Origin of the sequence: Halomonas sp. IOP_31 (assembly GCF_021151495.1) — a bacterium.
Classification (GTDB): Bacteria; Pseudomonadota; Gammaproteobacteria; order Pseudomonadales; family Halomonadaceae; genus Modicisalibacter; species Modicisalibacter zincidurans.
Map to the genome: position 1 here is coordinate 1 of NZ_JAIRBP010000009.1, position 23873 is coordinate 23873.

Consider the following 23873-nt stretch of genomic DNA (forward strand, 5'->3'; position numbering starts at 1 on the left):
GGGCCCAGCGCGATGTGGCGCTGACGCAGGTCGACCCGCGGCATCGGCTGACGCTCGGGCAGCGCCGGGTCGACGCGCACGTCGAGCCACTCGCCGGCGCGCACCACCTGGGCGAACAGCCGTAGCTGGCCGCAGGTACGGCCGCGCTCGCCCTCGATGCGGCCTTGGGGCAGGCCGGATTCGGCCACCGCGCGCTCGATCAGCGTGTCGCCGAGCGCCTCGATCTCGGAGGCTACCGTCTCGAGGAACGTCGCGCGTTCCTCCAGCGAGGTCTCGCGGTAGCGGTCGAAGGCCGCCCAGGCGAGGCCGCAGGCGCGATCGACGTCGTGGGCGGTGCCGCCGGCATAGGCCGGCTCCAGGCGTTGATTGGTGCTCGGGTCGATGGCCTGAATCGGCTCGCTGGCCCCAGCGACGGCCTGCTGGCCGATGAGTAGTTTGCCTTCCAAGGTCATGACTTCCTCCTGAGAATGATGCTGCAGCGTGTCGTATCGACGATACGAGTCTGGCTATGAAGAACTATGAATCAGAGCGCGTTGACGGTGGTGGCGCCGTCGTCGGCGACGAACGTCAGCGAATTGCGTAGCGGGCGACCCAGCGCCGGCAGCTCGATTTCGAAGCGATCGCCCTCCTGGGTGCGGACGTTCTCGGCGAAGCTCAAGGTGGCCGTGCCGAAGAAGTGGACGTGGACATCGCCGGGGCGCCGGAACCCCGGATACTTGAAATGGTGGTATTCGAGATTGGCCAGGCTATGCGCCATGTTGGCCTCGCCGGTGAGAAACGGCTTTTCCCAGAGTGTCTTGCCATCGCGCACGATGCGGCTGGTGCCCTCGAGGTGCTCGGGCAGCTCGCCGATCAGCAGCTCCGGGCCGAAACTGCAGGCGCGCAGCTTCGAGTGGGCCAGCCACAGATAGTTATGGCGCTCGGTGACGTGATCGGAGAACTCGTTGCCGATTGCGTAACCCACCCGCCACGGCTGGCCGTCGTCGCCGATCACGTACAGTCCGGCGAGTTCGGGCTCCTCACCGGCATCCTCGGCGAAGGCCGGTACCGACAGCGCTGCTTCGGGATCGACGACGATGCCGCCGTCGCCCTTGTAGAACCATTCCGGCTGGGCGCCGATCTCGCCGACGGCGGGCTTGCCGCCTTCGACGCCCATCTTGAACATGCGCATCGAGTCGGTCAGCGCTTCCTTGGCGGCCTGGGCCTGATCCGATATCTGGGCGTGCATCGCCGAGCGGGTATCGGCACTGCCCAGGTGGGTCAGGCCGGTGCCGCTGATCAAGCAATGGGCCGGATCGGGGTGGCTGAGCGGCGTGCGCAGGCGGCCTTCGGCAATCAGTTTGGCATAGTCCAGCCGCGTATCGGTCAGCGCGGCCTCGGCAGCCGCGCTCAGCGTCTGCCCTTCGCGAATGGCGTGCTGTGCCAGGCCGTAGGTGCCGTATTCGGCGTCCAGCAGGCGAACTTGCCGCTCATCCTCGACCAGCGCGACGCGCAACCGGCTTTGGTGTTCGCATTGTATCAGTCGCATAAATGGCTCCCTTGAGCAGTGTAGCGGGTTGATCGTCATACCAGCCACATCGCCAGGTTGGACCACGATAGCAGGACCGGCAGCATGCACAGCTGGTTGGCGATGAACGGCAGCAGCGACACGACGACGTCCTTGAGGCTGATCTCCGACGACGCCACGCCCTTCAGGTTGAACGTGGCCGGGCCCAACGGCGGCGACAAGGTTCGTGCCACCACACGGACCGATCAGTCCCGGCGGCTGTTATTACCGCCGGGTCAGATAGTCGAGCAGGGCGCCGCTGCCGAACCGCCAGGGGCGAATCCGATCGCAGCGCTCGACGGGATTGATCAGCGCGCCGAGTTGGTGCGCGGCGATGGTGACGCGATCACCGATCCTGTGAGTGAAGCCGCTGCCCGGCTTGCCACGGTCCTGGGTCGGTGCGAACAGCGTGCCCAGAAACAGCAGGAAGCCGTCGGGGTACTGGTGGTGGGCGCCAATCGTCTGCTCGACCAGATCGAGCGGGTCGCGGCTGATCTGCGCCATCGAACTGATCGCCTCGAGGCGATAGTCGTCGCCGCCTTCGACCTCGAGATGCACCTCCATGCGGCGCACGTCGTCGATGCCGAACGCCTCGTCGAACAGCCGCACGAAGGGACCGATGGCGCAGGAAGCGTTGTTGTCCTTGGCCTTGCCCAGCAGCAGCGCCGAGCGGCCCTCGACATCGCGCAGATTGACGTCGTTGCCGAGCGCCGCACCGCGCACCCGGCCGCGAGAGTCCACCGCCAGCACCACTTCGGGCTCGGGATTGTTCCAGGCCGAGGCTGGATGGATGCCCACCTGGCTGCCGAAGCCCACCGAGGACATCGGCTGGGCCTTGGTGAAGACTTCGGCATCGGGACCGATGCCGACCTCGAGGTATTGCGACCAGACGCCCAGGTCGATCAGCCGGCGCTTGAGGGTGGCGGCGTCTTCGGAGCCCGGTTCGAGACGCGACAGGTCGTCGCCGATCAGCTCCTCGATGGTTTCGCGGATCGATGCCGCCAGGCTGGCGTCGCCGCGGGCTTGCTCCTCGATCACCCGCTCGAGCATCGAACTGGCGAACGTTACCCCACAGGCCTTGATCGCCTGCAGATCGCAGGGTGCCATCAGGTACTGGCGATCAGGATCGCCCTGGGCGTCGAGCGAGTTCGTCAGGCATCCGTCCACGCTAACCAGCGGGGCGTCGGCGGCCGCCTCAATACACGCCGTCAGGTCGTCGCGCTCGAGCAGCGTGCTGAGCGTCGGCGCCAGAGCGCTGATGTCGTGCAGCCAGCCGCTACGCACCGTGACCAGACGCGGGCCTTGGCTTTCGGGGTCCCAGAGCCGGCCGAGCAGTCGGTTGTCGGGCATATCCCGAGGCAGCAGTGCGTGGGTGTGCATGGTCTATGAGCCTATTCAGTCAAATGTTGTTGTCTTCGATCAGTGTGGTCTTCGATCAAGGCGGCCTTAAATGTTGAACATAGAGTATATATGTTCAACATATACTTTCGTAGGGCGTGACTCGAATTGCTCTTACAGACTTGGCGAGTTCGCTCCGTCGACCGACGAGTTGCGTCGGCTTGCCAGCCTCGGTTTGGCGCCATGCGCAAGCGTGGCGACTCAGGCCAGGGGCAGGGCCTGCGAACGATCAAGTTGTACCAGCCGATGATCGGCCGCCTTCAGGGCCAGTTGGATAGCGCCCATGCAGGTCATGTCGTGGTCCCAACTGTAAGTGGTGAGGCGCGTCTGGCCGATCAGTTCCTCGACCAGCGCATCATTCAGTGCCTGGTCGAGGCTGGGCTTGAGCTGGTCATAGGCGCGCACGCCCGAGCCGGTGATCAGTACCTGGTCGGGATTGAACAACGCCAGCACGTTGGCGATGCCGGTGCCCAGCACCTGCCCCGCCTTGGCGAATATCTGCCGGGCGATCGGGTTGTCGTTCTCGGCGAGCCGCACCAGCGCCTGCATCTGTTCTTCCGAGGGATGGGCGCTATCGCCGGCGGGCAGCGTCAACAGCGTGTGGGCGTCCCGATAGAGCGCGTAGTCGCTGACATAGGCCTCGATACAGCCGCGCTTGCCGCAGGCGCAGAGCGCACCGTTGGATTCATACTTGGTATGCCCGAACTCCGCCGACGAACCGTGGGCGCCGAGATAGGGCTTGCCATCGATCATGATCGCCATGCCCACGCCATAGCCGAGCATGATCACCGCCAGGTTGGGGATGGTCATGTAGTCGGGGTGGCTGGTAATCGCTGCAGAGATGCAGTTGGCGTCGTTATCCAGTTGAACCGGGCAGGCGAAGCGGGCCCGGAGCGGAGAGACGACATCGACATTGCGCAGGGCGAAGGCCGGCGACCAGACGATGCTGCCGCGTATCGGGGATACGATTCCCTGTACGGCCAGACAGATACTGGCGACCGGGCCTGAGGTGGCCGCCAGGCGTTGGCTCAGGCCGTCGATGTGCTGGATCAGCAACTCGATCAGCGCCTCGGCCGTCAAGCTCAGCGTATCGATCGCCTGGGTATCGCTGTAGTGCAGATCGCCGCAGAAGTTGCCTACCGTTAAGCGCACTTCATTGATCGACAGCTTGATGGTGATGACGCAGGCCACGTTAGGATCCAGGGCTATCAGCGTCTTGGGGCGGCCGCGATGGCCGAGGTTCTGGGTGGACAGTGGACGCTCGACGACGACGCCCCGTTCGAGCAGTTCCCCGCTGATCGAGGTCACCGTCGCCGAGCTCAACTGGTTGGCGGCTGCCAGATCGACACGCGCCATGGCGCCATGGGCGCGCAGCGAACGGATCAGTGCCAAGGTGTTGTCGGTGCGTATCGAGTCGGTGACCGGGGCGACCATGAAGAGACCTCTAATTAATTCATGTTGCTAATTATATAGCGCCAAAAGATTTAAGGAAAAATGCCAATCGAACGGGGGTAATCCAATAAACGATTCATTTGGGCCGATTTTTTGCTCGTCTGCACATCCCAATCCTTGCTTTTTCGCCTTTTGTCGAAGCGACTAAAGTGCCATGTGGCTGTATTTAATTCATGTGCTAAATTAAATCTCACTCGAAGCCAGCCACATCGTGCGCTTGGTTGCTGTAGGGGCGTCAAGCGTGGCTAGTCTTTCAGCCCCTAAAACAGCGAAACAAAGCGAAGAAAACAGGAGCCGATATGACCCACCCTTCAGCGCGGTACCCCAGCCTCGAACAGCGCGTGGTGTTCATTACCGGTGGCGGCAGCGGTATCGGCGCCGCCCTGACACGTGCCTTTCATCGCCAGGGCGCCCGGGTGGTGTTCGTCGATATCGCCAGGGAGGCGAGCGAGGCGCTGGTCGAGGAACTCGAGCGGGAAACCGGCCGTGCCCCGTGTTTCGAGTTCTGCGATATCCGCGATGTCGAAGCCCTGCAGTCCACCATCGTTCGGGTCGGCGAGACGCTGGGTCCCATCCGCGTGCTGATCAACAACGCCGCCAACGATGACCGCCACGATTGGCGCGATGTCGACGTGGCCTACTGGGACGAGCGGATGTCGCTCAACCTGCGACCGATGTTCTTCACCATTCAGGCCGTGGCCGAGCAGATGCGCGAGGCGGGCGGCGGTTCGATCATCAACTTCGGCTCGGTCAGCGTGCGCCTGGCGCTCGGCGACATGGCCGCCTATGTCAGCGCCAAGGCCGCGGTGCACGGGTTGACGCGCAGCCTGGCCCGCGACCTGGGCCCGCATGGCATTCGCGTCAACACTCTGGTGCCCGGCAGCGTCATGACCGAGCGCCAGCTCGATAAATGGATCAGTCCCGAGGACGAGGCCAACATCCAGGCCCACCAATGCCTGAAGGTACGCCTGGAAGCCGAGCATATCGCACCAACGGCGCTGTTTCTCGCCGCCGACGATAGCGCCCAGATCAGCGCCCAGGAGATCCCGGTCGATGGAGGCTGGGGGTGAGCGCGCCCGCCGTCGCCGTCGCGCTCGACATGAGCCTGGGCGAGAGCCCCGTGTGGGACGCGGCGAACGAGTCCCTGCATTGGGTGGATATCAACCGCGGACTGGTTTACGGCTGGCGGCCCGGGAGTGACGCCGCACCGTATAGTGTCGCGCTGGGCGAGCCGCTGGGCTGCCTGGCGTTGGGCGACGCGGGGCTGATCGTCGCCGCGCGCTCGGGGATCTACCGGCTGGACCCTGGCAGCGGCGAAAAGACGCGGATCGTCGCCAACCCCGAATGGCTCGATGGAGCCGGCAATCGCTTCAACGATGGCCGCTGCGATCCGCTCGGGCGATTCTGGGTGGGCACGATCGACGCCACCGAAGCGGCGCCGAGTGCCAGCCTGTATCGCCTGGACGGCGAACGCCTCACCTCGGTGAAGGGCGCGCTGGCCATCTCCAACGGCCTGGCATTCAGTCCCGACGGCCGCTTCGCCTACCACAGCGACTCGCCAACCCGCCAAGTTTGGCGTTACGCCTTCGATGCCGAACGCGGCACGCTCGAGGCGGGTGAGCCATGGATCGATCTGGCGGATCACGACCTGCCCGGGGTGCCGGACGGCGCCGCGGTCGACAGCCGGGGCGACTACTGGTGCGCGCTCTACGGGGGCGGGCGGATCGCCAGGTTCGATCGCCATGGCGCTTTCCTGGAAAGCCATGCCTTGCCTTGCCCGCACCCCACCATGGTGGCTTTCGGAGGGACCGACCGCAGGACGCTTTACATCACCACGGCCACGCAGCATCTAAGCGACGCCGAAAAACGGCAATGGCCGTCGGCGGGCAGCTTGTTCGCCATGCCCGCGCCCAACCCCGGGTTGATCGAACCGCGCGTCACGCGCTGAACGACCGCCCTTGTCACGCTCCAACAACAAGACGGGAGTAGCCATGTCAAGCCATCCCAGAAAGATCCTGATGAGCGTCTCCGTCGCCACACTGCTCGGCTCCGCGCAGTCGGCGTTCGCTTCAAATTAGCTTCTTTCAAACCTGATAAGCAAAAAACAATACGAAAATAAAGGAGTAAAGCATGCCAGCAACAAGTAAAAGACAACCCGTCTATATCTTCATCATATGTTGTATCGCTGCGATCGGCGGTTTCCTGTTTGGCTTCGATAGCGGGGTCATCAACGGCACCGTTGACGGCTTGCAGTCGGCGTTCGATTCCGACAGCGTGGGTACGGGATTCAATGTCGCCTCGATATTGCTGGGCGCTGCCGCCGGGGCGTTCTTCGCCGGCCGCCTGGCCGATCTCTATGGCCGACGTACCATTCTGCTGGTCGCTGCCGCGTTCTTCCTTATCAGCGCCTGGGGCTCCGGTGTTGCGGAATCGTCGCTGGAGTTCGTCATTTACCGCATTCTCGGCGGGATCGCCGTGGGCGCGGCAAGCGTCATGACGCCTGCGTACATCAGCGAGATTGCGCCGTCACGTGTGCGTGGCCGCCTGGCAACGATTCAGCAGGTAGCCATCATCTCCGGGCTGTTCGTGTCTTTCCTGAGCAATTATCTGCTGGCACAGATCGCGGGCTCATCCGTTTCGGCGTTATGGCTTGATTTCGCCGCCTGGCGCTGGATGTTCTGGATCGAGATTCTGCCGGCGGCGTTCTTTCTGTCAGCGTTGTTATTCATTCCGGAAAGCCCACGTTACCTGATCAGTGCGGGCAAGGAAGACAAGGCCAGAAAGGTGCTGGCATTGACTTACGCCGAGAGCGAGCTGGAAGCGAAGGTTGTGGAGATCAAGGAAACCCTTTCCAGCAGCCATAAGCCACGCCTCTCCGATGTGATCAATCGAGCGACCGGCAAGGTCCACAGTATCGTCTGGGTCGGGATCGGCCTGGCGGTCTTCCAGCAACTGGTCGGCATCAACGTGGTGTTCTACTACGGTGCGGTGTTATGGCAATCCGTCGGCTTTTCCGAGAACGATGCGTTGCTGATCAACGTGATCAGCGGGGCGGTGAGTATCGGTGCCTGTCTGATCGCCATTGCGCTGATCGACCGGATCGGCCGCAAGCCGCTGCTGTGGGGCGGTTCGGTAGGCATGTCGGTCACCCTGGCGATACTCTCCTATGCCTTTTCCACGGCCAGCATGGTCGATGGCTCGCTGTCGCTGTCAGACGATATGGGGGTTATCGCGCTATTGTCCGCCAATGCCTACGTGCTGTTCTTCAATGTTTCATGGGGGCCCGTCATGTGGGTCATGCTGGGGGAGATGTTTCCCAATCAGATGCGTGGATCGGGGCTGGCCATCGCCGGGCTGTTCCAGTGGCTGGCCAATTTCGCGATCACCATGACCTTCCCGATCATGCTGGCCTCGGTTGGGCTGACCGGCGCCTACGGATTCTATGCGCTCTGTGCCGTGATCTCGACCTTCTTCGTCATCAAGTTCGTCAAGGAAACCAAGGGCAGAGAGCTGGAAGCCATGTCCTATGAGTGACCTGATGCCAACTGTATGTTGAACATATAGTTCGTTTGTTCAACATACGCTGATGATTGGATAGACTACTCTCTCCGGTATAGGCGGCTCGGTGCATCAGTGACCGGTCGCCTCATTTCAGCATTCCCATTTGGTTCAAGGCATCGCACCCATGAGTAGTCAGAAGATCACGCCCGAGCAGCTGCGCTCGCGCTGGTGGTTCGACAACCCCGAGCATCCCGGGACCACCGCGCTGTGCATCGAACGCTACATGAACTACGGCATCACCCTGGAAGAACTGACCAGCGGCAAGCCGATCATCGGCATCGCCCAGTCGGGGTCCGACCTCACGCCCTGCAACCGCCACCACATCGAGCTGGTCAAGCGGGTCAAGGACGGCATCCGCGCCGCCGGCGGCGTGCCGTTCGAGTTTCCGTTGCATCCGATCCACGAGAACGTGCGGCGGCCGACGGCGGCGCTGGATCGCAACCTGGCCTATCTGGGACTGGTCGAGATACTTCATGGCTACCCGCTCGACGGGGTGGTGTTGACCACCGGCTGCGACAAGACCACCCCGGCCTGCCTGATGGCGGCGGCCACGGTCAACATCCCGGCGATCGTGCTCTCCGGCGGGCCGATGCTCAACGGCTGGCGGGGCAGCGAGCGGGTGGGCTCGGGCACCGTGGTCTGGGAGCTGCGCAAGCGGCTGGCGGCCGGCGACATCGAATACCCCGAGTTCCTCGCCCGAATCACCGATTCGGCGCCCTCGGCGGGCCACTGCAACACCATGGGCACCGCCTCGACCATGAACTCGATGGCCGAGGCGCTGGGCATGAGCCTGCCGGGTTCGGCGATGATCCCCGCGCCCTACAAGGAACGTTCGATGGTCGCCTACCAGACCGGCGAGCGCATCGTCGGGATGGTCTGGGAAGATCTGCGGCCCAGCGATATTCTTACCCGCGAGGCGTTCGAGAACGCCATCGTGGTGTGCTCGGCACTGGGCGGCTCCTCCAACGCGCCGGTGCACATCAACGCCATCGCCCGCCACGCCGGCATAGAGATCGACAACGACGACTGGCAGCGCCTGGGCCACCAGATCCCGCTGCTGGCCAATGTCATGCCGGCAGGCATCTATCTCTCCGAGGAGTTCTACCGCGCCGGCGGCGTGCCGGCGGTGATCAGCGAACTGCTCGGCGCCGGCAAGCTGCACGGCGAGGTAATCACCGTCAACGGCCAGAGCCTGGCCGCCAACGCCGCCGGCCGCGAGACGAGCGACGACGACGTGATCCGCCGCTACGCCAACCCGCTGGTCGAGGCGGCCGGCTTCATCAACCTCAAGGGCAATCTGTTCGATTCGGCGCTGATGAAGACCAGCGTGATCGCCAGCGACTTTCGCCGGCGCTTCTTGAGTCGCGCCGAGGACCCCGACGCCTTCGAGGGCCGCGTGGCGGTGTTCGACGGCGCCGAGGATTACCATGCGCGTATCGACGACCCCGACCTGGCGATCGACGAGAACACCATCCTGATCATGCGCGGCGCCGGGCCGGTGGGCCATCCGGGCAGTGCCGAGGTGGTCAACATGCAGCCGCCTGAGGCGCTGATTCGTCAGGGCATCGAGTCGCTGCCGTGCATCGGCGACGGACGCCAGTCGGGCACCTCCGGTTCGCCGTCGATCCTCAACGCCTCGCCCGAGGCGGCGACGGGCGGGGGCCTGGCGCTGCTCGAGACCGGCGATCGCATTCGCGTCGATCTGCGCCGTGGCGAGGCCAACCTGTTGCTCGACGCGGCCACGCTCGAGGCGCGCCGCGAAGCGTTGGCCGCCCGCGGCGGCTATGCCTACCCACCGCACCAGACGCCGTGGCAGGAGATCCAGCGCAGCCTGGTGGAGCCGCTCGATCGTGGCATGACCCTGGAACCGGCGACCCGGTATCGCGACGTGGCACGCCGCTCGCCGCCCCGCGACAATCACTGAATGGCTTGCTGTGTGTTGGGAAAGGCGGCTCAGTCGAGCTCCACGCTGCGTCCCAGCGACGTTTTGGGAGCTTCCAGGCCGAGCGCCTTGGCGGTGCCGGCCAGCACCGCCTGGGCCGCGCGGAACGCTTCGCGCGGTTGGCGGGCGCGGATGCACTCCATCAACCGCCGATGGCGTTCCAGGCTCTTGGCCGGGTCGTCGGTCTCGCTGACGTTGGACATCGACACCAGCAGGTAGATGGACGGGCGCAGAATATGCGAGAGCTGCGCCCAGACGATGTTGTGGGTCGCCTTGAAGATCGCCTCGTGAAAGGCCACGTCGTAATCGCTGTGCAACCGCCGCGCCTCGCCGCTGTCGGCATTGTGCAGATACTGGCCCATGCCCTCGAAGGCTTCCTCGAGCGTCACCAGGTCGCGCGCCGTGGCGCGTCTGGCGGCGGTCATCGCGACATAAGGCTCGACGTCGAGGCGGAAGGTCAGGATCTCGCGCTGCACCTTGGCGTTCGGCGCCGCGTAGCGAGTCATCCAGGCGGTGACCTGCGGATCGAGGATGTTCCAGTCGGCGTATTCGCGAACCTTGGAGCCGTGGCCCGAGATGCGTTCGATGATCCCCAGGTCGACCAGTTGACGCAGGTCGCTGCGCACCGCCGAGCGATTGATGGCGAACTGCTCGCACAGCGCGAGTTCCTTGGGGACGAAGTCGCCGGGCTGGTAATGCCCGGAAAAGATGGATTCGGCAAGGACCTCGGCGACACTGGGTCGCAGTGGTGACTTGTGTTGTTTTGCCTTCACGTTAGGAGTTTCCAACCAGTGTTTGATTCACGCTGACATATGTTCAACATTTGGGCAATGTCACTTAGGTGTGACGCGCGCACTGGTCAGCGGCTCGCCAGGCGATCGCCCAACCGCTGCATGAACGTCGAGCTGGCATCGAGCTGGTCAATTTCAAGATACTCGTCGGGCTGATGGGCCTGGGCGATGCTGCCCGGGCCGCAGATCACGGTGGACAGGCCGACACGCTGGAACTGGCCGGCCTCGGTGGCGTAGGCCACCGCCTCGCTGTCACGCTCGCCGAGCAGCTCGCGGCACAGCGTCAGGGCTGCGGCGTTGTCGCGATCGGCCAGTGCCGGCACGGTGTCGGTGAGGTGCTCGGTATGAATGCTCACCTGGGGTGCTCGCTCGCGCAACTCGGCCTCGAGGCGGCGGGCATAGTCGTCGAAACGAGCGAATACACTGTCGAAACCGTCTTGCGGGAGATGGCGGATCTCCCAGTCGAACTGGCACTCCCGGGCGGTGATGTTGATCGCCGTGCCGCCCTGGATCCTGCCCACGTGCAGGCTGGAGTGGGCGACGTTGAAGGCCTCGTCGACGCGTCCCTCGGCGGTCAGCTCGGCCATGATGTCCTCGATTTTACTGACCAGCCGAGCGGCGGCGTGGATCGCCGAGACGCCCTGGTCGACCTGGCTGGAGTGCGCTTCGCGACCGCTCACCGTGGTGCGCAGGTTGGTGATGCCCTTCTGCGCGACCACCGGCGCCATCAGCGTCGGCTCGCCGACGATCACCGCGGTGGGACGCGGCTCGTCGGCCATCAGGGCCTCGATCAGGCGCGGCGCGCCAATGCAGCCGACCTCCTCGTCGTAGGACAGCGCCAGATAGATCGGCCGGGTCAGCTCCTGCTCCACCCAGCGTGGCACCTGGGCCAGCGCGCAGGCGATGAAGCCCTTCATGTCGCAGCTGCCGCGCCCGTAGAGCCGGCCGTCGTCGCGCTCGGTCAACGAGAACGGGTCGCTGGTCCACGGCTGGCCGTCCACCGGCACCACGTCGGTGTGGCCCGACAGCACCACGCCGCCTTCGACCCGGGGGCCGATACGGGCCAGCAGGTTGGCCTTGGTGCCGTCGTCGTTCTCGATGCGCCGGTAGGGCAGCTCGAACTCGTCGAGGTAGCCTTCGATGAAGCGGATCAGCTCCAGGTTGGAGTCACGTGACACGCTGGGATGGCCGACGAGGGTTTCGAGGAGTTGCTGGGCGGATCGCATGAAGGCTCCGATGGGCTCCGGGACTGTGGAAACACTGCACAAATGTCTGCGCGGGCGAATCGCTGCGTTGTGCGGTGCGCGGAACCCTCACATATAACCCATATGCTCTGGTTCCTGTGCTCCGTACGCCTTGCGCTTCATCCCGCTCACCTATTTGTTCAGCGCTTCCTTGTTGCGTCCAGCCTAACATGCGTGCCAGCCGAGCCGGCAGGCTTTTGACCAGGCGCCCGGCATGGCCTATCTTGAAGACGGACTTTCATTCATCTGCTCGATTCATCTTTCAGCCTATCCTGAACAAGGAGCCGTCATGAGCCGCATTCTGGTGATCTATTATTCAAGCTATGGTCATATCGAGACCATGGCCAATGCCGTCGCCGAAGGCGCGCGCAGCGTCGCCGGCAGCGAGGTGGACATCCGCCGCGTCGCCGAACTGGTGCCCGACGATGTCGCCGAGCAATCGGGCTACAAGCGCGATCAGCCAGCACCGGTGCTCGACGACCCCAATGCGCTGGTCGATTACGATGCGATCATCATCGGCACGCCCACCCGCTACGGCAACATGACCTCGCAGATGCGCAACTTCTGGGACAAGACCGGTGGCGTCTGGGCCCAGGGCAAGCTGGTCGGCAAGGTCGGTAGCGCCTTTACCTCCACGGCCAGCCAGCACGGCGGCCAGGAAACCACCCTGACCTCGATCCACACCATGCTGTTTCACTTGGGCATGGTGGTGGTGGGGGTGCCGTATTCCTGCGCAGCGCTCACCGAACTCGGCGAGGTCTCCGGCGGCACTCCCTACGGGGCGACGACCCTGGCCGGCGGCGACGGCAGCCGCCAACCCAGCGACAACGAACTGACCATCGCCCGCTTCCAGGGCGAACACGTGGCCAAGCTCACCGCCAAGCTGGCCGGTTGAAGTCGGGTTAAGCCTGGGCGGGCCTGTGCCGTCCCGGTCAGCCCGGCTGCGTGGTTTCCTGAACGATCCGGCTGGCGCCATTGCCGGTCGGCTCGACCCGCATGCGGGTCGGAATACGCTCGTGCATCTCCTGCACGTGGGAGATCACGCCCACCTTGCGGCCCTGGGCCTGGAGGCCGTCGAGCGCTTCCATGGCCAATGCCAGCGAATGCGGGTCGAGGCTGCCGAAGCCTTCGTCGATGAACAGCGTCTCGATGTCGAGCTTGCCGGAGGCCATCGACGCCAGGCCCAATGCCAGCGCCAGCGAGACCAGAAAGGTCTCGCCGCCGGATAGCGAATGCACTGAGCGGCGTTCATCGCCCATCTCGGTATCCACGACCAGCAGGCCCAGCGGACTGCCGCCGCGGGCCAGCCGATAGCGCCGGGTGAGGCCGGTGAGGTGCTGGTTGGCGTGGGCGAGCAACTGCTCGAGGTTATAGGCCTGGGCGATACGCCGGAAGGCCTTGCCGTCGGCGGAGCCGATCAGCTCGCTGATGCGTCCCCAGCGACGGTGTTCGTCCCGCGCCGCCGTTAGCGTTGCTTGTAGTTCCTGCTGCCGGGCCCGGCGGCGGTCGTCGTCGTGCAGCGCGGCCATCGCCCGATCGCGCTGCTGCTGGGCGGCTTCGCCGGCGGGGGCCAACGCTTCCCGGGCCTGGCCAGCCTGTTCGCGGCGCCGGTCGAGGCGCGCGTGGTCGTTTTCGGGAGCCTCTCGATCGGTCTCATCGAGCCCTTGACGGCGATGTCCGAGCAAGGCGTCGCGGCGCTCGCCGGCGCGCACCCGACAGGCTTCCCGTACCCTGTGTGCGTTTTCGACACGTTCGCGCAACGCGCGTTGCGCGACGTCGTCCATCGCCAGCAGTTCGGCCAGCGTGGCCTCGTCGAACGCCGGATGGGCGGCCTGCCAGGCGCTGAGTTCGGCGCTCAGCGCACGCAGTGCCTCCCGGGTCTGCTCGACACGTATCATTAGGTCGTGCTGTTGCTGGGTCAGGCGCTGGCTTTCCAGGCGTGCGGCGTCGCGCGCTTCGCGGGCCTGGTCGGCATTGTGCTGGGCCTCGCTGCAGGCGCGCTCCAGCGCCTCCCGCCAGGAATCGATACTCGCGTGCGTGCCAAGCAGCGCGGCGATGTCGCGCTCGAGTTCGGCACACTGCGCGCGTCGGGGCGGCCGGGCCCGGTCGATCTCGCCCAGCCTGCTGTCGAGCGGCTCGAGCTGGCTCTGCTGCCGGCCGATCGCCAGATCGTGGCGGTTGAGCGCTTCGCGCAGCGGTTGCTGGTGGCGGCGATCGTCATCGAGTCGGGTCAGCTTGGCGGCGAGCTCGTCGCGCCGCAGGCGGCTGGCGGCGAGCTGCTCGTCCAGCCAGCCCGCGTCGCGCTCGACATCCCGGTCGACCTCGTCGGCCAGGTATTCGCCGGCCAATGGCTGGGCGTCGAGTTCCCGGCGCACCGCATCGCGCGACTCGCTCAGCTCCGCCAAGCGTCGCTGACGTTGCTGGCCTTGCGCGCGCAGCGCCTGATAATCGGCGGCGAGGCGTTGATGTTCGTCGCGGGCCGCTGCGAGCGCGCGGTCGACCTCGACCAGCTGGCGATCCTCCTCGGCGATACTCGCCGCCAGGGCGGCCTGATCGGGCGAGGGCGGCGGGGCATGCCGGTAGGGATGCTCGTGGCTACCGCAGACCGGGCAGGGGTGCTCGGCTTCGAGCTGGGCGCGCAGCGCCTCTACCCGCTCGCCGCGCGCCGCGCGCAGGCGCTGGATGCTGGCGTGGCAACGCTCGGCGTCGCGCTGGCAGGCGTCGAGCCGGCCGCGGGCCTGTCTACCCTCGGCGAGCAGGCGTTGCTGCCGGTCCTGATCGTGGCGCTGGCGTTCGTCGAGCGCCCGGTATTCGGCATCGAGCGCCTGCCAGCGTTGGGTGACATGACGCAGTGCGTCGAGCTCGGCGTGGCGTTGACGCATCTCGTCGTGGCGGGCCTGTAGCGCCAGGCGGGCTCGCTCCGGGTCGCCGCCAAGGCGCTGCTCGAGAGCGGCGAGTTCCTCGCCCTTTTGTTGGCGCTGTCGGCGCTGGTCGTCCAGCTCACTGATCAGCTTGACGCGGCGCTCGCCGAGGCGGCGGTGTTCGGCGTCGAGCGCATCAAGTTCGTGGCGTAAATAGTCGAGCCGTTGGCGACTCTCGCTGGCGGCCTGCAAGGCGGGCTGGGCATCGCGCTGGGCCTGGCGGGCCGCGGCCTGGGATGCGTCGGCGGCCTGGAAGGCGCGGTCCTGCTCGGCCTGCCGGGCATCGCTGGCCTGGCGCTTTGCCTGGGTCTCGGCGAGCCGGGTCCCGAGTTCATCGCTCTGGTGGGCCAGCCGGTCGCGTTCGTGAAAGTCGCCACGCTTCGCGGCCAGGGTCTCGAGCCGTTCGAGCGTCTGACGCGTCGCGCCGAGCGCGTGCCATTCAGCATCGCTGGCGGCGTTTTCGCGCTCGGCCCGTTGCCAGGCTTGGCGCAGGCTGTATTCCTGGTCGAGCCAGGCCTGTTCGGCATGCAACGCTTTCTCGCGCTGCTGGATCGCCTGCCAGTCGCGGTCGGCATCGCGTGCCGCGTCTTCCAGCGCGACACGCGCGGCGGGCTCGGCCGGCGGCTCGCCGTCGAGACGTGCCTCGACGGCGCGCACCCGCTCGGCGGCTTGCTTGGCGCGCTGGTAGGCGGCGATCGAGATGCGTGAATAGATGCCGGTATCGGTGAGCCGTTCGAGCAGTTCGCTGCGGGCGTTGTCGTCGGCCTTGAGAAAGGCGCTGAATTCGCTCTGGGCGAGCAGCACGGCGCGGGTGAACTGCTCGAAGTTGAGCCCCAGACGTTGTGGCAGCAGGCGCTCGAAATCGCGTTTCTGGCTGGCCAGCACGCGTTCGCCGGGCAGCTCGATGAGCGTCTGATCGACGGCCTGCAGACGGCCGTCGGGGCGGTTGCGGGCGCGGCGTACCGACCAGCGCGCCCGGTAGCGCGCGCCGTCGCGACCGACGAAGTCGACCTCGGCGTAGCCGCTGGCGGTGCCGCGCCGCAGCAGGGTGCGCGGATCGGCAGTAATCAGCCGTTCGTCGCCGACATCGGGGGCCAGCGAGTCCCGCGACGGCGCCTGGCGCAGCCGCGGGGTGTTGCCGTAGAGCGCCAGGCACAGGGCATCGAGCAGGGTGCTCTTGCCGGCGCCGGTGGGCCCGGTGATCGCGAACAGCCCGCTGTCGGCGAGCGGCCCGCTGGTGAAATCGATGGCATGTTCGCCGGCCAGCGAGGCGAGGTTGTTGAGGCGAATGGCGAGGATCTTCACGCGTCGGCATCCTCCGCCGAGTCGGCATGGACGAGCTCGGTGAGCAGGCTGGCGAAATCGCCGACCACATCGTCGTCCGGCGGCGCGCCGAACTGCTGCTCCCAGGCATGGGCGAACAGCGCCGCCGGTTCGGGGGCCTGCTGGGGCGCAGCGTCGAGCGCGCTGGCGTCGCGGCTGCCGGCATACAGCGACTGGATGCGGATCAGACGCACCGCCTTGTCGGTGAGCGCCTGCTCGATACAGGTGCGCAGGTCGACCCGCGGGGCGTCGAGCTCGACGCGTACCTCGAGCCAGGGCCAGCGCTCGCGCGGGGCCTCGGGGTCGCTATCGAGGGCCTCGAGCTTCGCCAATACTGCGTCGAGCGGGGCCGGGCCGACACGCAGCAGGGCCACCGCGCGCGGCACGCGGATCGCCTCGCAGCCGGCCAGCGCTTCGCCGTTGAGGGTCACCTCGACGACCTGATGCGGATAGTCGATCTCGGAGAAATCCATCGGCAGCGGCGAGCCGCTGTAGCGGATGCGCGCCTCGCCGACCTGCTGCGGGCGGTGCAGGTGGCCGAGGGCGACATAGGCCAGCGAGGCGGGAAACAGTGTGCTGGGCAGCGACTCCTCGCCGCCGATGACGATCGGCCGCTCGCTGTCGGCCGACACGCTGGCGCCCTGGATATGCGCATGGCTCATGGCGACCAGCGCCTGGCCGGGTCGACGTCGCGCCTCGGCGCAGGCGATCAGCTCGCGGTGAACGCGCTCGACGCCGCTGACGTAATCGTCACCATGCGCGCCGCCGGTGACTTCGGCGGGGCGCAGGAAGGGCAGCGCCAGGCACCAGGCCGCGACCTGGCCATCGGCGGCCTCGAGCGGTATCAACAGCCGCTCGGCAGCGAGGCGGCGAGTCTCGCCCTGGCCGTCGTCGAGCCATGTCACGCGCCCCAGCGCATGGGTACGCAGGCGCTCCAGCAACGGCCCGGGCAACTCGATGCGTGCGCCGCTGTCGTGATTGCCGGCGATCATCACGATCTCGAGCCGTGGCAGCCGTTGGTGGGCGCTGACGATGAAGTCGTAGAGCTGCTGCTGGGCGCGCAGCGAGGGATTGACCACATCGAAGATATCGCCGGCGATCAGCAGGGCGTCGCTATGGCGCTGCGCCAGGGTCTCGAGCAGCCAGTCGAGGAACGCCTGGTGTTCGGCGTGGCGTTCCTGGCCATGGAAGGTCTGGCCCAGGTGCCAGTCGGCGGTGTGCAGCAGTTTCACGGTGAGCTCCTGAGCCGGCTGGTGAAAAAAGTGCGCCCAGTGTAGCGCCTCGGCGAAGCGGGTCCAGCTCGTTTCGGCGCATGAAACCTGACTGCTAGACTCGGGGCAAGGACGACAAAAGGACCTTGCCGCCATGCCCGATACTTCGCTTCAATCCTTACCGCGCGAGCCGCTTCACGATTGGTCGTTGACACCCGAACAGGCGATCGCCCTGCAGCGTGAACTTGTCCCGCGGGTCGAACGCCATGATCGCCTCGACGACGTCGAGTGGATCGCCGGGATGGACATCGGCTTCGAGGACGAAGGCGCCACCACCCGCGCCGCGGTGGTGCTGCTACACTGGCCGGATCTGACCCCCGTCGACGAGATCGTGCACCGCGAGCCGACCCCCATGCCCTACATTCCCGGCCTGCTGTCGTTTCGCGAGCTCCCCGCGGCGTTGAGCGCCTTCGAACGCCTGTCGCGGCGCCCCGACCTGGTAATGGTCGATGGCCAGGGTATCGCCCATCCGCGCCGTCTGGGTATCGCTGCGCACCTCGGCCTGTGGCTCGACCTGCCGACCCTCGGGGTGGCCAAGAAACGCCTGTGCGGTCGGCATGGCGAGATACCCGAGGCCAGAGGCGAGTGGACCGCGCTGAGCGACAAGCGTCGCGACGAGGACCCGGGCGACGCGCCGGTCGATGCCAGCGGCCGGGTGATCATCGGCGCCCTGTTGCGCTCGCGGCAGAACGTCAAGCCGGTGATCGTCTCGCCGGGCCATCGGCTGAGCCTGGCCACCGCGCTGGACTGGACGATCGCCTGCCTGGGCCGTACCAAGCTGCCGGAACCGACGCGGCTGGCGGATCGTATCGCCTCGCGGCGCGGCAGCCGCTTCGTCGAGCCGGGCGGTTCGCGGCTATAAACCCAGTGCTCTGCCGTCTCGCGTGGGAGCGAATTCAATCTCGATAGCGTTACTTGCTTGACCATACCAGGGTGCCTGGCGGCGCCAATCGGGAACAAGTTCCCTCCCACAAAAACCTCCAGGTTCATACCCAGTGGGCCGTCCAGACCGGGTTTCGTAGGAGCGAATTTATTCGCGATAACGGGACGAGACCCGCTCGCACCTTGCCTGGGTATACTCTCGGTACGCTGTATCCCGACTCCATCCAACCAAGGCTTGCCGCCATGTCCGCTTATCCAACCGAAGCCGCCGTGATCGCCGCGACCCGCAATTGGGTTGCGCGCTTCGTCGTCGGCCACGATATCTGCCCGTTTGCCGCCCGCGAGGTGCGTCGCGACAGCATCCGCTACCAGGTGTTGGCGGCGGATGCTGTCGAGACGGCGTTGCTGGCGCTGGTCGAGGCCTGCCGCGCGCTCGACGCGTCGCCGGCCATCGAGACCACGCTGCTGATTCTGCCCAGCGGCGTCGCCGATTTCGAGGACTACCTGGATCTGCTGGATCTCGCCGAGGCGCTGCTCGAGGCCGAGGGTTACAGCGGCGTCTATCAGCTGGCGAGTTTTCATCCCGATTACCGCTTCGACGGCGCCGAGCCCGACGACCCGGCCAATGCCACCAACCGCTCGCCATGGCCGATGCTGCATCTGCTGCGCGAGGCCAGCGTGAGCCGTGTGCTGGACAGCTACCCGGACCCGCAGGCCATCCCCGAACGCAACGTCGCGTTGATGCGGCGTCTGGGCAATGCCCGACTGGACGCCGAACGGACGGCGGACGAGCCCTGAACGGACTATCGGAAATCGCTTTCCCAGGGGCTTGCCCTTGAAAGCACGCAGTCGGGCGGCCATGTCGTAGAGTGGCACTGGTGAGTTAGGGTGCAGTGCGTTGTCCGCAACGCCCGTCCATCGGCTACAGTGAAATGGGCGCAAGCCGTCGCACGGCAACAGCGCTTGCGCGAGGCAGGCCATGCCTGCCATCGGCCAATCAAAGGAGACGACATGAGCATTCAGAAGAAAGGATCCGCGCAGTGGCAGGGGAGCCTTAAGAAGGGCAAGGGCAGCGTTTCCAGCGAGAGCGGTGCGCTTACGGAAATCCCTTATGGCTTCAACACGCGCTTCGAGGGCCAGCCGGGCACCAATCCCGAAGAGTTGATCGGCGCGGCGCATGCCAGCTGCTATTCGATGGCGCTGTCGATGATCCTCGGCGAGGAAAACCTCGAGGCCGAGAGCATCAAGACCCAGGCCACCGTGGCCCTGGAGCAGGACGACAGCGGCTTCACCATTTCGGCGATCCATCTCGACACGCTCGCCAGGATCCCCGGTGCCGACCAGTCGACCTTCGAGACCGCGGCCAACAAGGCCAAGGAAGGGTGCCCGGTGTCCAAGCTGTTCAAGGCCAACATCACCCTGGACGCCAAGCTCGAGAATTGAGTCTGGCCGCCGGATAGCGCTCGAACACGTCATCGCTCGGCTCATGGCGGCGCAAGGACAGACCAAACCGGCCCTGGAGCCGGTTTGGTCGCGTATCGAATCATTGACGACGGGGCCGTCGGATCAGACACCGGCGCGTGACGCGGCTTCGCCGCGTTCGGCGTAGCGGGTGGCGTGTTCGACCAGCGCGCGGATCAGGCGTTGTTGCGGACGGTTGAAGATCAGAAACTCCGGATGCCACTGCACGCCGATCAAAAAATCGTGATGATGGCTCTCGATGCCCTGGACCAGCCCGTCGCGGTCGCGGGCGACGACATTGATGCCATGACCGGTGGCGTCGATGGCCTGATGATGCAGGCTGTTCACCTGGCACCAGTTGACGCGCAGGATGTCGTGCAGCCGGCTGCCCTCGACCACGTCGACGCTCTTGCGCGGCAGCACCGTGCGACGCGGCTTGATGTGTTCGTAGGTCGTGTAGATATCGCTGAACAGCGTGCCGCCGAAGAACACATTGATGATCTGCGCGCCACGACAGATGCCCAGCACCGGGCAGCCGTCCGGTACCAGCCGCGTGAGCAGCTCCAGTTCGAGGGTGTCGCGCTGGGGATCGACGCGCACGTCGAGCTGCACTTCACCGCCGTAGAGTTGCGCGCCGATATCGTCGCCGCCGCCGATGATCAGGCCGTCGAGTCGGATACCATCGGGGCGTGCCGGCGACAGTCGCACCGGCCGGCCGCCGGCGCGCCACACCGCCAGGCAGTCGCAATACCAGGCCAGCCGGCTCTTGTCATTCGAGGTGGTGATGCCGATCAGGGGTCTTGTCTTCATGCGTCCTTCATCCATCCGCGCAGGCGATCCAGCCAGCGCGTCATCGGTAATCGATGGTGATGGGCGAGGTAGGCGGCGGCGCGTTCGGCGAGCAGTGCTTCATCGGCGGCCAGGCGCTCTACCTCGACCCAGCGGTTCCACTCCGCGACCACGCTCCAGTCGGGCTGCGCGAACTGGGCGTTGGGCAGCCGGTAGTGATAGGTCGGGCGTGGCTTGATGCGCTCGTCGCTGAACAACTGGGGCAACGCCTCGGGTTGCAGGAAGGCGAACAGCGGAAACAGGTCGAGTTCGCGATTGCGCGACGGATTGGCGACGGCGTAATCCTCGATCAGGGTCCCCAGATCGGGCTGGTAGCCCGGGTCGAGTACCTGCAGGGCATAGTCGCGAGGGAACGGATTGGCGTGCGGCAGCACCTCGCGGGTGATGTCGATGTCGATCTCCTCGCGCAGCCACTCGGCGAGAATCATGTAGGCGCGCAGATGAGCCTGCACACTTGCGGTGGTGATGCTCGGCACCTCCGGATTCAGGTGCAGCCCGAAGGCATAGAGCAGGCTCTCGCGAGTATCACGGGCGCCTTGCAGGCGCAGGGCGTCGAACAGCGAATCGAGCTCGCCCAGCGACAGCCAGGGGATCGGCGGACAAACGATCTCGGTAGGCACCACGCCGGACACGGCGTCGCCGATCAGCGCCCGGGTGCGGTTGTGCAGGTCGGCGCGCAGGCGTTGCCATTCGGCGTCGCCGCTCGCCTGAGTCTTTTCCAGCAGCTTGTCGTCGGGATGCGCGTACTTGGCGTCGAGCTCGACGGTGAAATCGCCCCAGCGGGTGTCCGCGACCTTGAAGCGATGCGGGCTGAGCTGGTGGATATCGCCACCGAAACGGCCCTGCACCAGTTCGGCCGCCGCCGCCGGTGCAAGCGCCGCGAATTCGATTTCCACGCCGACACGCCGCAATTGGCCCTCTGTCGTGCGCGGTACGGGTGGCGCTTGGGGCTCCATGGCGACCTCCTGGGTGTATGCGCGAAACCACCATTGCAACGGCTTGGCGCAGTGCTGGCAAGCCCTGATCGGGAAAAGCCTTGGCCAGCCAATGGCTTCGTGGTCGTCTAGCCGGGCCGCTCGATGAGGCCTTGACGGACATGCTCGGCCAGCCCCAGGCCGGCCTCGTGCATGGTCAGGTAGGTCTGGTTGGCGCCGGCGCGGCGAATCGCCTCGGCCTCGTCCTCGTAGAGACTGTGCGCGACGATCGCACCGGAAAAGCCATGCTGGCGTAACTGTCGGGTGGCGAAGATCTTCGACTCGGCATCGGGCAGGGTGAGCACCGCCACCTCGATGGTATCGAGCGAGAGGCTGTGCCAGAAGCCGATATCCTCGCCATCAGCGTAGACCACATGACGCCCGGCGCGGCTGTGGCGCTCGACCCGGCTGGGGTCGGCGTCGATGCCGATCAGGCGCGTATGGTCCTCGCACAGGCGATCGTAGGCGGCGGTTCCGGTGCGGCCCATGCCCAGGATCAGTACCCGCGCATTGCCCAGCGAGGCGGGCTGCTCGTCGGGATGCCAGGTGCGCGTCTCGAAGCGCAGCAGCCACGGCTCGAATCGGGCGAACAGCGCGTGGGCATTGCGCTGCAGCGGTGCCGCGAACAAGAACGACAGCGCCACGGCGAGCGCCAGGCCGACCAGCGCATCCGGCACCAGCGCCGCGGCGACGATCAACCCGAACTCGCTGTAGCTGGTCAGGCTGACCGCAGCCTGAAAGGCATTGCGCGCGCGCAGCCGGAACAGGATCAGCAGGAAGAAGAACAGTGCCGCCTTGAGCGGCAGCAGCGCAGTGAACGCCACCGCGAAGCCCAGCGCCTGCCAGTCGGGCAGCCCCGACATGCCGATCTTGAGAAAGAAGCCGACCAGGAACAGCTCCTTGAGCCCCCACAGCGACTTGCCCAGTTCCTGGGCGCGCGGATGGCCTGCAACCAGCGCGCCCAGCACCAGCGCGCCGACCTCGCTGGACAGCCCCAGCGCGGAAAAGCCCGCCCCGCCGACCACTACCGCCAGTACCAGCCCCATCAGCAACAGCAGCTCGTCGTGGCCGCTGACATCGATCAGCCAATAAAAGAGCGGTCGCAACAACGGCAGGCCGAACAGCGCGAGCGCCCAGGGCGAGGGCACCTGGCCGGTCGAGAACGCCAGCACGAACAGCGCTATCAGATCCTGGATGATCAGGATGCCGATCGCCACGCGACCGTGAAAGGCGCGTAATTCGCGGCGCGACTCGAGGCTCTTGGCCGACAGCACGGTGCTCGAAAACGCCAGCGCGACAGCCAGCAGCAGCGACGGCCCCCAGGCGATGCCAGCCAGCCAGTGCAGGCCCGGTGCGAAAACGCCCACGGTGACGGCGAAATGCACCAGTCCGCCGCCGATCACTTCCGGCTGGGCGAGGCTCTTGAGCTTGAGCTTCAAGCCGACCGTGAACAGCAGCAACAGCACGCCGAGATGCGCGACGTGATCGAGCACCGCCGGCGTCGAGGCGGGCAGCGACAATTGGTCGGCCAGCGGGTTGATCAGAAAGCCCGCCGCCAGGAAGCCGATCAGCGCCGGCAGGCCGCAGCGACGCGCCACCAGCCCCAGCACGAGCGCGAACGACAGACAAATGACTTCCAGCATGGCAGGCTCCGGCAACAACGGATGGCAAGATGGCGGTGAATCCGCGCCGCCGAGCGGGCGATGCGCTGGGCCTATCGTGACACAGTGACGATGACAATTTGCCAACCTCGATTCAATTTCGACCCAGAGGGAGCGTCATGAGCGACAGTCAGTGGGGCGCACGGTCGAGCGCTTTGGCGAAGGCGCGTCCGGCGCCACTCCAGTCGGCGAGCCCGTCACGGGCTCGCTGGGCGCCTTGGCGCAGCTGCTGGCGTAGCTCGGGTTCGTCGAGCCAGCGCGCCAGCGCCTCGGCCAGCGCCTGGCTATCGCCCGGCGGCACGGCGAGCCCGGCGTCCCGGGGCAAGGTATGGGCCAGCGCGCCGCCGGTGGTGGTGATCACCGGCAGGCCATGAGCCAACGCCTCGCTGATGACCATGCCATAGCCTTCGTAGTGCGAGGGCAGCACGAACAGGTCGGCGTTCCGGTAGGCCTCGGCCAGCTGGTCGTGGGCGGGGCCGAACACCTCGCCCTGGAAGCTGTCGATGATCGTCATGTGATCGCCAACGGTGAGGCTGAACATGCACGTGGCTCCTTATGCGGGCGGTACGAGTAATGCTAGCGCACGCTAGCCGCTCG

The 23873-nt window shown here is 66.0% G+C and carries 21 protein-coding genes; 8 read left to right on the forward strand and 13 right to left on the reverse strand.

The genetic code is table 11. From position 1 onward, the window contains the following. The 5 genes from K7I12_RS06660 to K7I12_RS06680 all read right to left on the reverse strand — a co-directional run. Positions 1-452 (reverse strand): aldehyde dehydrogenase family protein (locus K7I12_RS06660; RefSeq protein WP_231663612.1); only part of this gene is annotated, 452 nt, incomplete at its 3' end. 71 nt (positions 453-523) lie between these two features. Further along, positions 524-1528: an AraD1 family protein gene (gene araD1, locus K7I12_RS06665; protein WP_031382876.1), complete on the reverse strand. Its 1005-nt coding sequence runs from the start codon at positions 1526-1528 to the stop codon at positions 524-526. A gap of 35 nt (positions 1529-1563) precedes the next feature. After that, on the reverse strand, positions 1564-1740 hold the full coding sequence (locus tag K7I12_RS06670; protein WP_201448171.1) for a hypothetical protein: 177 nt from the start codon (positions 1738-1740) through the stop codon (positions 1564-1566). A 31-nt stretch (positions 1741-1771) separates the two neighbouring features. Continuing rightward, the gene (locus K7I12_RS06675) at positions 1772-2926 is read right to left on the reverse strand and encodes a fumarylacetoacetate hydrolase family protein (protein WP_031382877.1); all 1155 of its coding nucleotides are present in this window, start codon (positions 2924-2926) and stop codon (positions 1772-1774) included. Positions 2927-3145: 219 nt separating this feature from the next. Next, entirely contained in the window at positions 3146-4378 is a 1233-nt protein-coding gene (locus K7I12_RS06680; protein WP_031382878.1) for an ROK family protein, read from the reverse strand. Positions 4379-4695: 317 nt separating this feature from the next. Here K7I12_RS06680 and K7I12_RS06685 point away from each other — a divergent pair, with 317 nt between their 5' ends. The 4 genes from K7I12_RS06685 to K7I12_RS06700 all read left to right on the forward strand — a co-directional run bounded on the left by K7I12_RS06685 (position 4696) and on the right by K7I12_RS06700 (position 9881). Next, the gene (locus K7I12_RS06685) at positions 4696-5466 is read left to right on the forward strand and encodes an SDR family NAD(P)-dependent oxidoreductase (RefSeq protein WP_031382879.1); all 771 of its coding nucleotides are present in this window, start codon (positions 4696-4698) and stop codon (positions 5464-5466) included. After that, the gene (locus K7I12_RS06690; RefSeq protein WP_031382880.1) at positions 5463-6344 is read left to right on the forward strand and encodes an SMP-30/gluconolactonase/LRE family protein; all 882 of its coding nucleotides are present in this window, start codon (positions 5463-5465) and stop codon (positions 6342-6344) included. Before K7I12_RS06685 ends, K7I12_RS06690 begins: the two co-directional genes overlap by 4 nt. A gap of 182 nt (positions 6345-6526) precedes the next feature. Beyond that, the gene (locus tag K7I12_RS06695) at positions 6527-7930 is read left to right on the forward strand and encodes a sugar porter family MFS transporter (protein ID WP_231663614.1); all 1404 of its coding nucleotides are present in this window, start codon (positions 6527-6529) and stop codon (positions 7928-7930) included. Positions 7931-8081: 151 nt separating this feature from the next. Further along, the gene (locus tag K7I12_RS06700) at positions 8082-9881 is read left to right on the forward strand and encodes an IlvD/Edd family dehydratase (protein WP_231663617.1); all 1800 of its coding nucleotides are present in this window, start codon (positions 8082-8084) and stop codon (positions 9879-9881) included. A gap of 29 nt (positions 9882-9910) precedes the next feature. Here K7I12_RS06700 and K7I12_RS06705 read toward each other — a convergent pair whose 3' ends face one another. Both K7I12_RS06705 and argE read right to left on the reverse strand, forming a co-directional pair. Further along, positions 9911-10672 carry a FadR/GntR family transcriptional regulator gene (locus K7I12_RS06705; RefSeq protein ID WP_231663621.1) on the reverse strand — a complete coding sequence of 254 codons (762 nt, stop codon included), beginning with the start codon at positions 10670-10672 and terminating at the stop codon, positions 9911-9913. 86 nt (positions 10673-10758) lie between these two features. After that, a complete protein-coding gene (argE, locus tag K7I12_RS06710) occupies positions 10759-11916 on the reverse strand; it encodes an acetylornithine deacetylase (RefSeq protein ID WP_231663623.1) in 1158 nt (385 codons plus the stop codon). A 307-nt stretch (positions 11917-12223) separates the two neighbouring features. On the opposite strand from argE, the gene wrbA reads away from it, so the two are divergent. Then, complete coding sequence (gene wrbA, locus K7I12_RS06715) at positions 12224-12829, forward strand: NAD(P)H:quinone oxidoreductase (RefSeq protein ID WP_231663625.1); 606 nt, start codon at positions 12224-12226, stop codon at positions 12827-12829. Between the two features lie 37 nt (positions 12830-12866). On the opposite strand, the gene K7I12_RS06720 is transcribed toward wrbA, so the two are convergent. Further along, positions 12867-16160 (reverse strand): AAA family ATPase, encoded by a 3294-nt coding sequence (locus K7I12_RS06720; protein ID WP_231663627.1) that lies wholly within the window; start codon positions 16158-16160, stop codon positions 12867-12869. Further along, positions 16157-17410: an exonuclease SbcCD subunit D gene (locus K7I12_RS06725; protein ID WP_231663629.1), complete on the reverse strand. Its 1254-nt coding sequence runs from the start codon at positions 17408-17410 to the stop codon at positions 16157-16159. Before K7I12_RS06725 ends, K7I12_RS06720 begins: the two co-directional genes overlap by 4 nt. A 133-nt stretch (positions 17411-17543) precedes the next feature. Between K7I12_RS06725 and nfi the strand changes: the two genes are divergently transcribed. The 3 genes from nfi to K7I12_RS06740 all read left to right on the forward strand — a co-directional run bounded on the left by nfi (position 17544) and on the right by K7I12_RS06740 (position 19774). Then, the gene (gene nfi, locus K7I12_RS06730) at positions 17544-18311 is read left to right on the forward strand and encodes a deoxyribonuclease V (protein ID WP_231663632.1); all 768 of its coding nucleotides are present in this window, start codon (positions 17544-17546) and stop codon (positions 18309-18311) included. Positions 18312-18574: 263 nt separating this feature from the next. Then, a complete protein-coding gene (locus K7I12_RS06735; RefSeq protein WP_031382893.1) occupies positions 18575-19129 on the forward strand; it encodes a DUF1415 domain-containing protein in 555 nt (184 codons plus the stop codon). 213 nt (positions 19130-19342) lie between these two features. Further along, positions 19343-19774, forward strand: coding sequence for an OsmC family protein (locus tag K7I12_RS06740; protein ID WP_231663635.1), 432 nt, complete (start codon positions 19343-19345; stop codon positions 19772-19774). Positions 19775-19897: 123 nt separating this feature from the next. Here the strand turns inward: K7I12_RS06740 and K7I12_RS06745 are convergent, their stop codons facing one another. The 4 genes from K7I12_RS06745 to K7I12_RS06760 all read right to left on the reverse strand — a co-directional run bounded on the left by K7I12_RS06745 (position 19898) and on the right by K7I12_RS06760 (position 23817). Next, positions 19898-20602 carry a gamma-glutamyl-gamma-aminobutyrate hydrolase family protein gene (locus K7I12_RS06745; RefSeq protein ID WP_231663637.1) on the reverse strand — a complete coding sequence of 235 codons (705 nt, stop codon included), beginning with the start codon at positions 20600-20602 and terminating at the stop codon, positions 19898-19900. Beyond that, on the reverse strand, positions 20599-21597 hold the full coding sequence (locus K7I12_RS06750; protein ID WP_031382896.1) for an amidoligase family protein: 999 nt from the start codon (positions 21595-21597) through the stop codon (positions 20599-20601). The genes K7I12_RS06745 and K7I12_RS06750 overlap by 4 nt, the downstream gene beginning before the upstream one ends. Positions 21598-21704: 107 nt before the next feature. Further along, positions 21705-23258, reverse strand: a complete 1554-nt coding sequence (locus tag K7I12_RS06755; protein ID WP_031382897.1) for a cation:proton antiporter family protein — start codon at positions 23256-23258, stop codon at positions 21705-21707. Positions 23259-23406: 148 nt separating this feature from the next. After that, positions 23407-23817 carry a glycosyltransferase gene (locus K7I12_RS06760; protein WP_231663639.1) on the reverse strand — a complete coding sequence of 137 codons (411 nt, stop codon included), beginning with the start codon at positions 23815-23817 and terminating at the stop codon, positions 23407-23409. Positions 23818-23873 lie beyond the last annotated feature (56 nt).

Excerpts from the sequence above, each read along its gene's own strand:
- araD1 (WP_031382876.1), bottom strand. The coding sequence starts at position 1,528 with ATGCGACTGATACAATGCGAACACCAAAGCCGGTTGCGCGTCGCGCTG.
- K7I12_RS06750 (WP_031382896.1), bottom strand. The coding sequence starts at position 21,597 with ATGGAGCCCCAAGCGCCACCCGTACCGCGCACGACAGAGGGCCAATTG.
- K7I12_RS06745 (WP_231663637.1), bottom strand. The coding sequence starts at position 20,602 with ATGAAGACAAGACCCCTGATCGGCATCACCACCTCGAATGACAAGAGC.
- K7I12_RS06695 (WP_231663614.1), top strand. The coding sequence starts at position 6,527 with ATGCCAGCAACAAGTAAAAGACAACCCGTCTATATCTTCATCATATGT.
- K7I12_RS06735 (WP_031382893.1), top strand. The coding sequence starts at position 18,575 with ATGTCCGCTTATCCAACCGAAGCCGCCGTGATCGCCGCGACCCGCAAT.
- K7I12_RS06685 (WP_031382879.1), top strand. The coding sequence starts at position 4,696 with ATGACCCACCCTTCAGCGCGGTACCCCAGCCTCGAACAGCGCGTGGTG.
- K7I12_RS06680 (WP_031382878.1), bottom strand. The coding sequence starts at position 4,378 with ATGGTCGCCCCGGTCACCGACTCGATACGCACCGACAACACCTTGGCA.
- K7I12_RS06675 (WP_031382877.1), bottom strand. The coding sequence starts at position 2,926 with ATGCACACCCACGCACTGCTGCCTCGGGATATGCCCGACAACCGACTG.
- K7I12_RS06760 (WP_231663639.1), bottom strand. The coding sequence starts at position 23,817 with ATGTTCAGCCTCACCGTTGGCGATCACATGACGATCATCGACAGCTTC.
- K7I12_RS06740 (WP_231663635.1), top strand. The coding sequence starts at position 19,343 with ATGAGCATTCAGAAGAAAGGATCCGCGCAGTGGCAGGGGAGCCTTAAG.
- K7I12_RS06755 (WP_031382897.1), bottom strand. The coding sequence starts at position 23,258 with ATGCTGGAAGTCATTTGTCTGTCGTTCGCGCTCGTGCTGGGGCTGGTG.
- wrbA (WP_231663625.1), top strand. The coding sequence starts at position 12,224 with ATGAGCCGCATTCTGGTGATCTATTATTCAAGCTATGGTCATATCGAG.
- nfi (WP_231663632.1), top strand. The coding sequence starts at position 17,544 with ATGCCCGATACTTCGCTTCAATCCTTACCGCGCGAGCCGCTTCACGAT.
- K7I12_RS06700 (WP_231663617.1), top strand. The coding sequence starts at position 8,082 with ATGAGTAGTCAGAAGATCACGCCCGAGCAGCTGCGCTCGCGCTGGTGG.
- argE (WP_231663623.1), bottom strand. The coding sequence starts at position 11,916 with ATGCGATCCGCCCAGCAACTCCTCGAAACCCTCGTCGGCCATCCCAGC.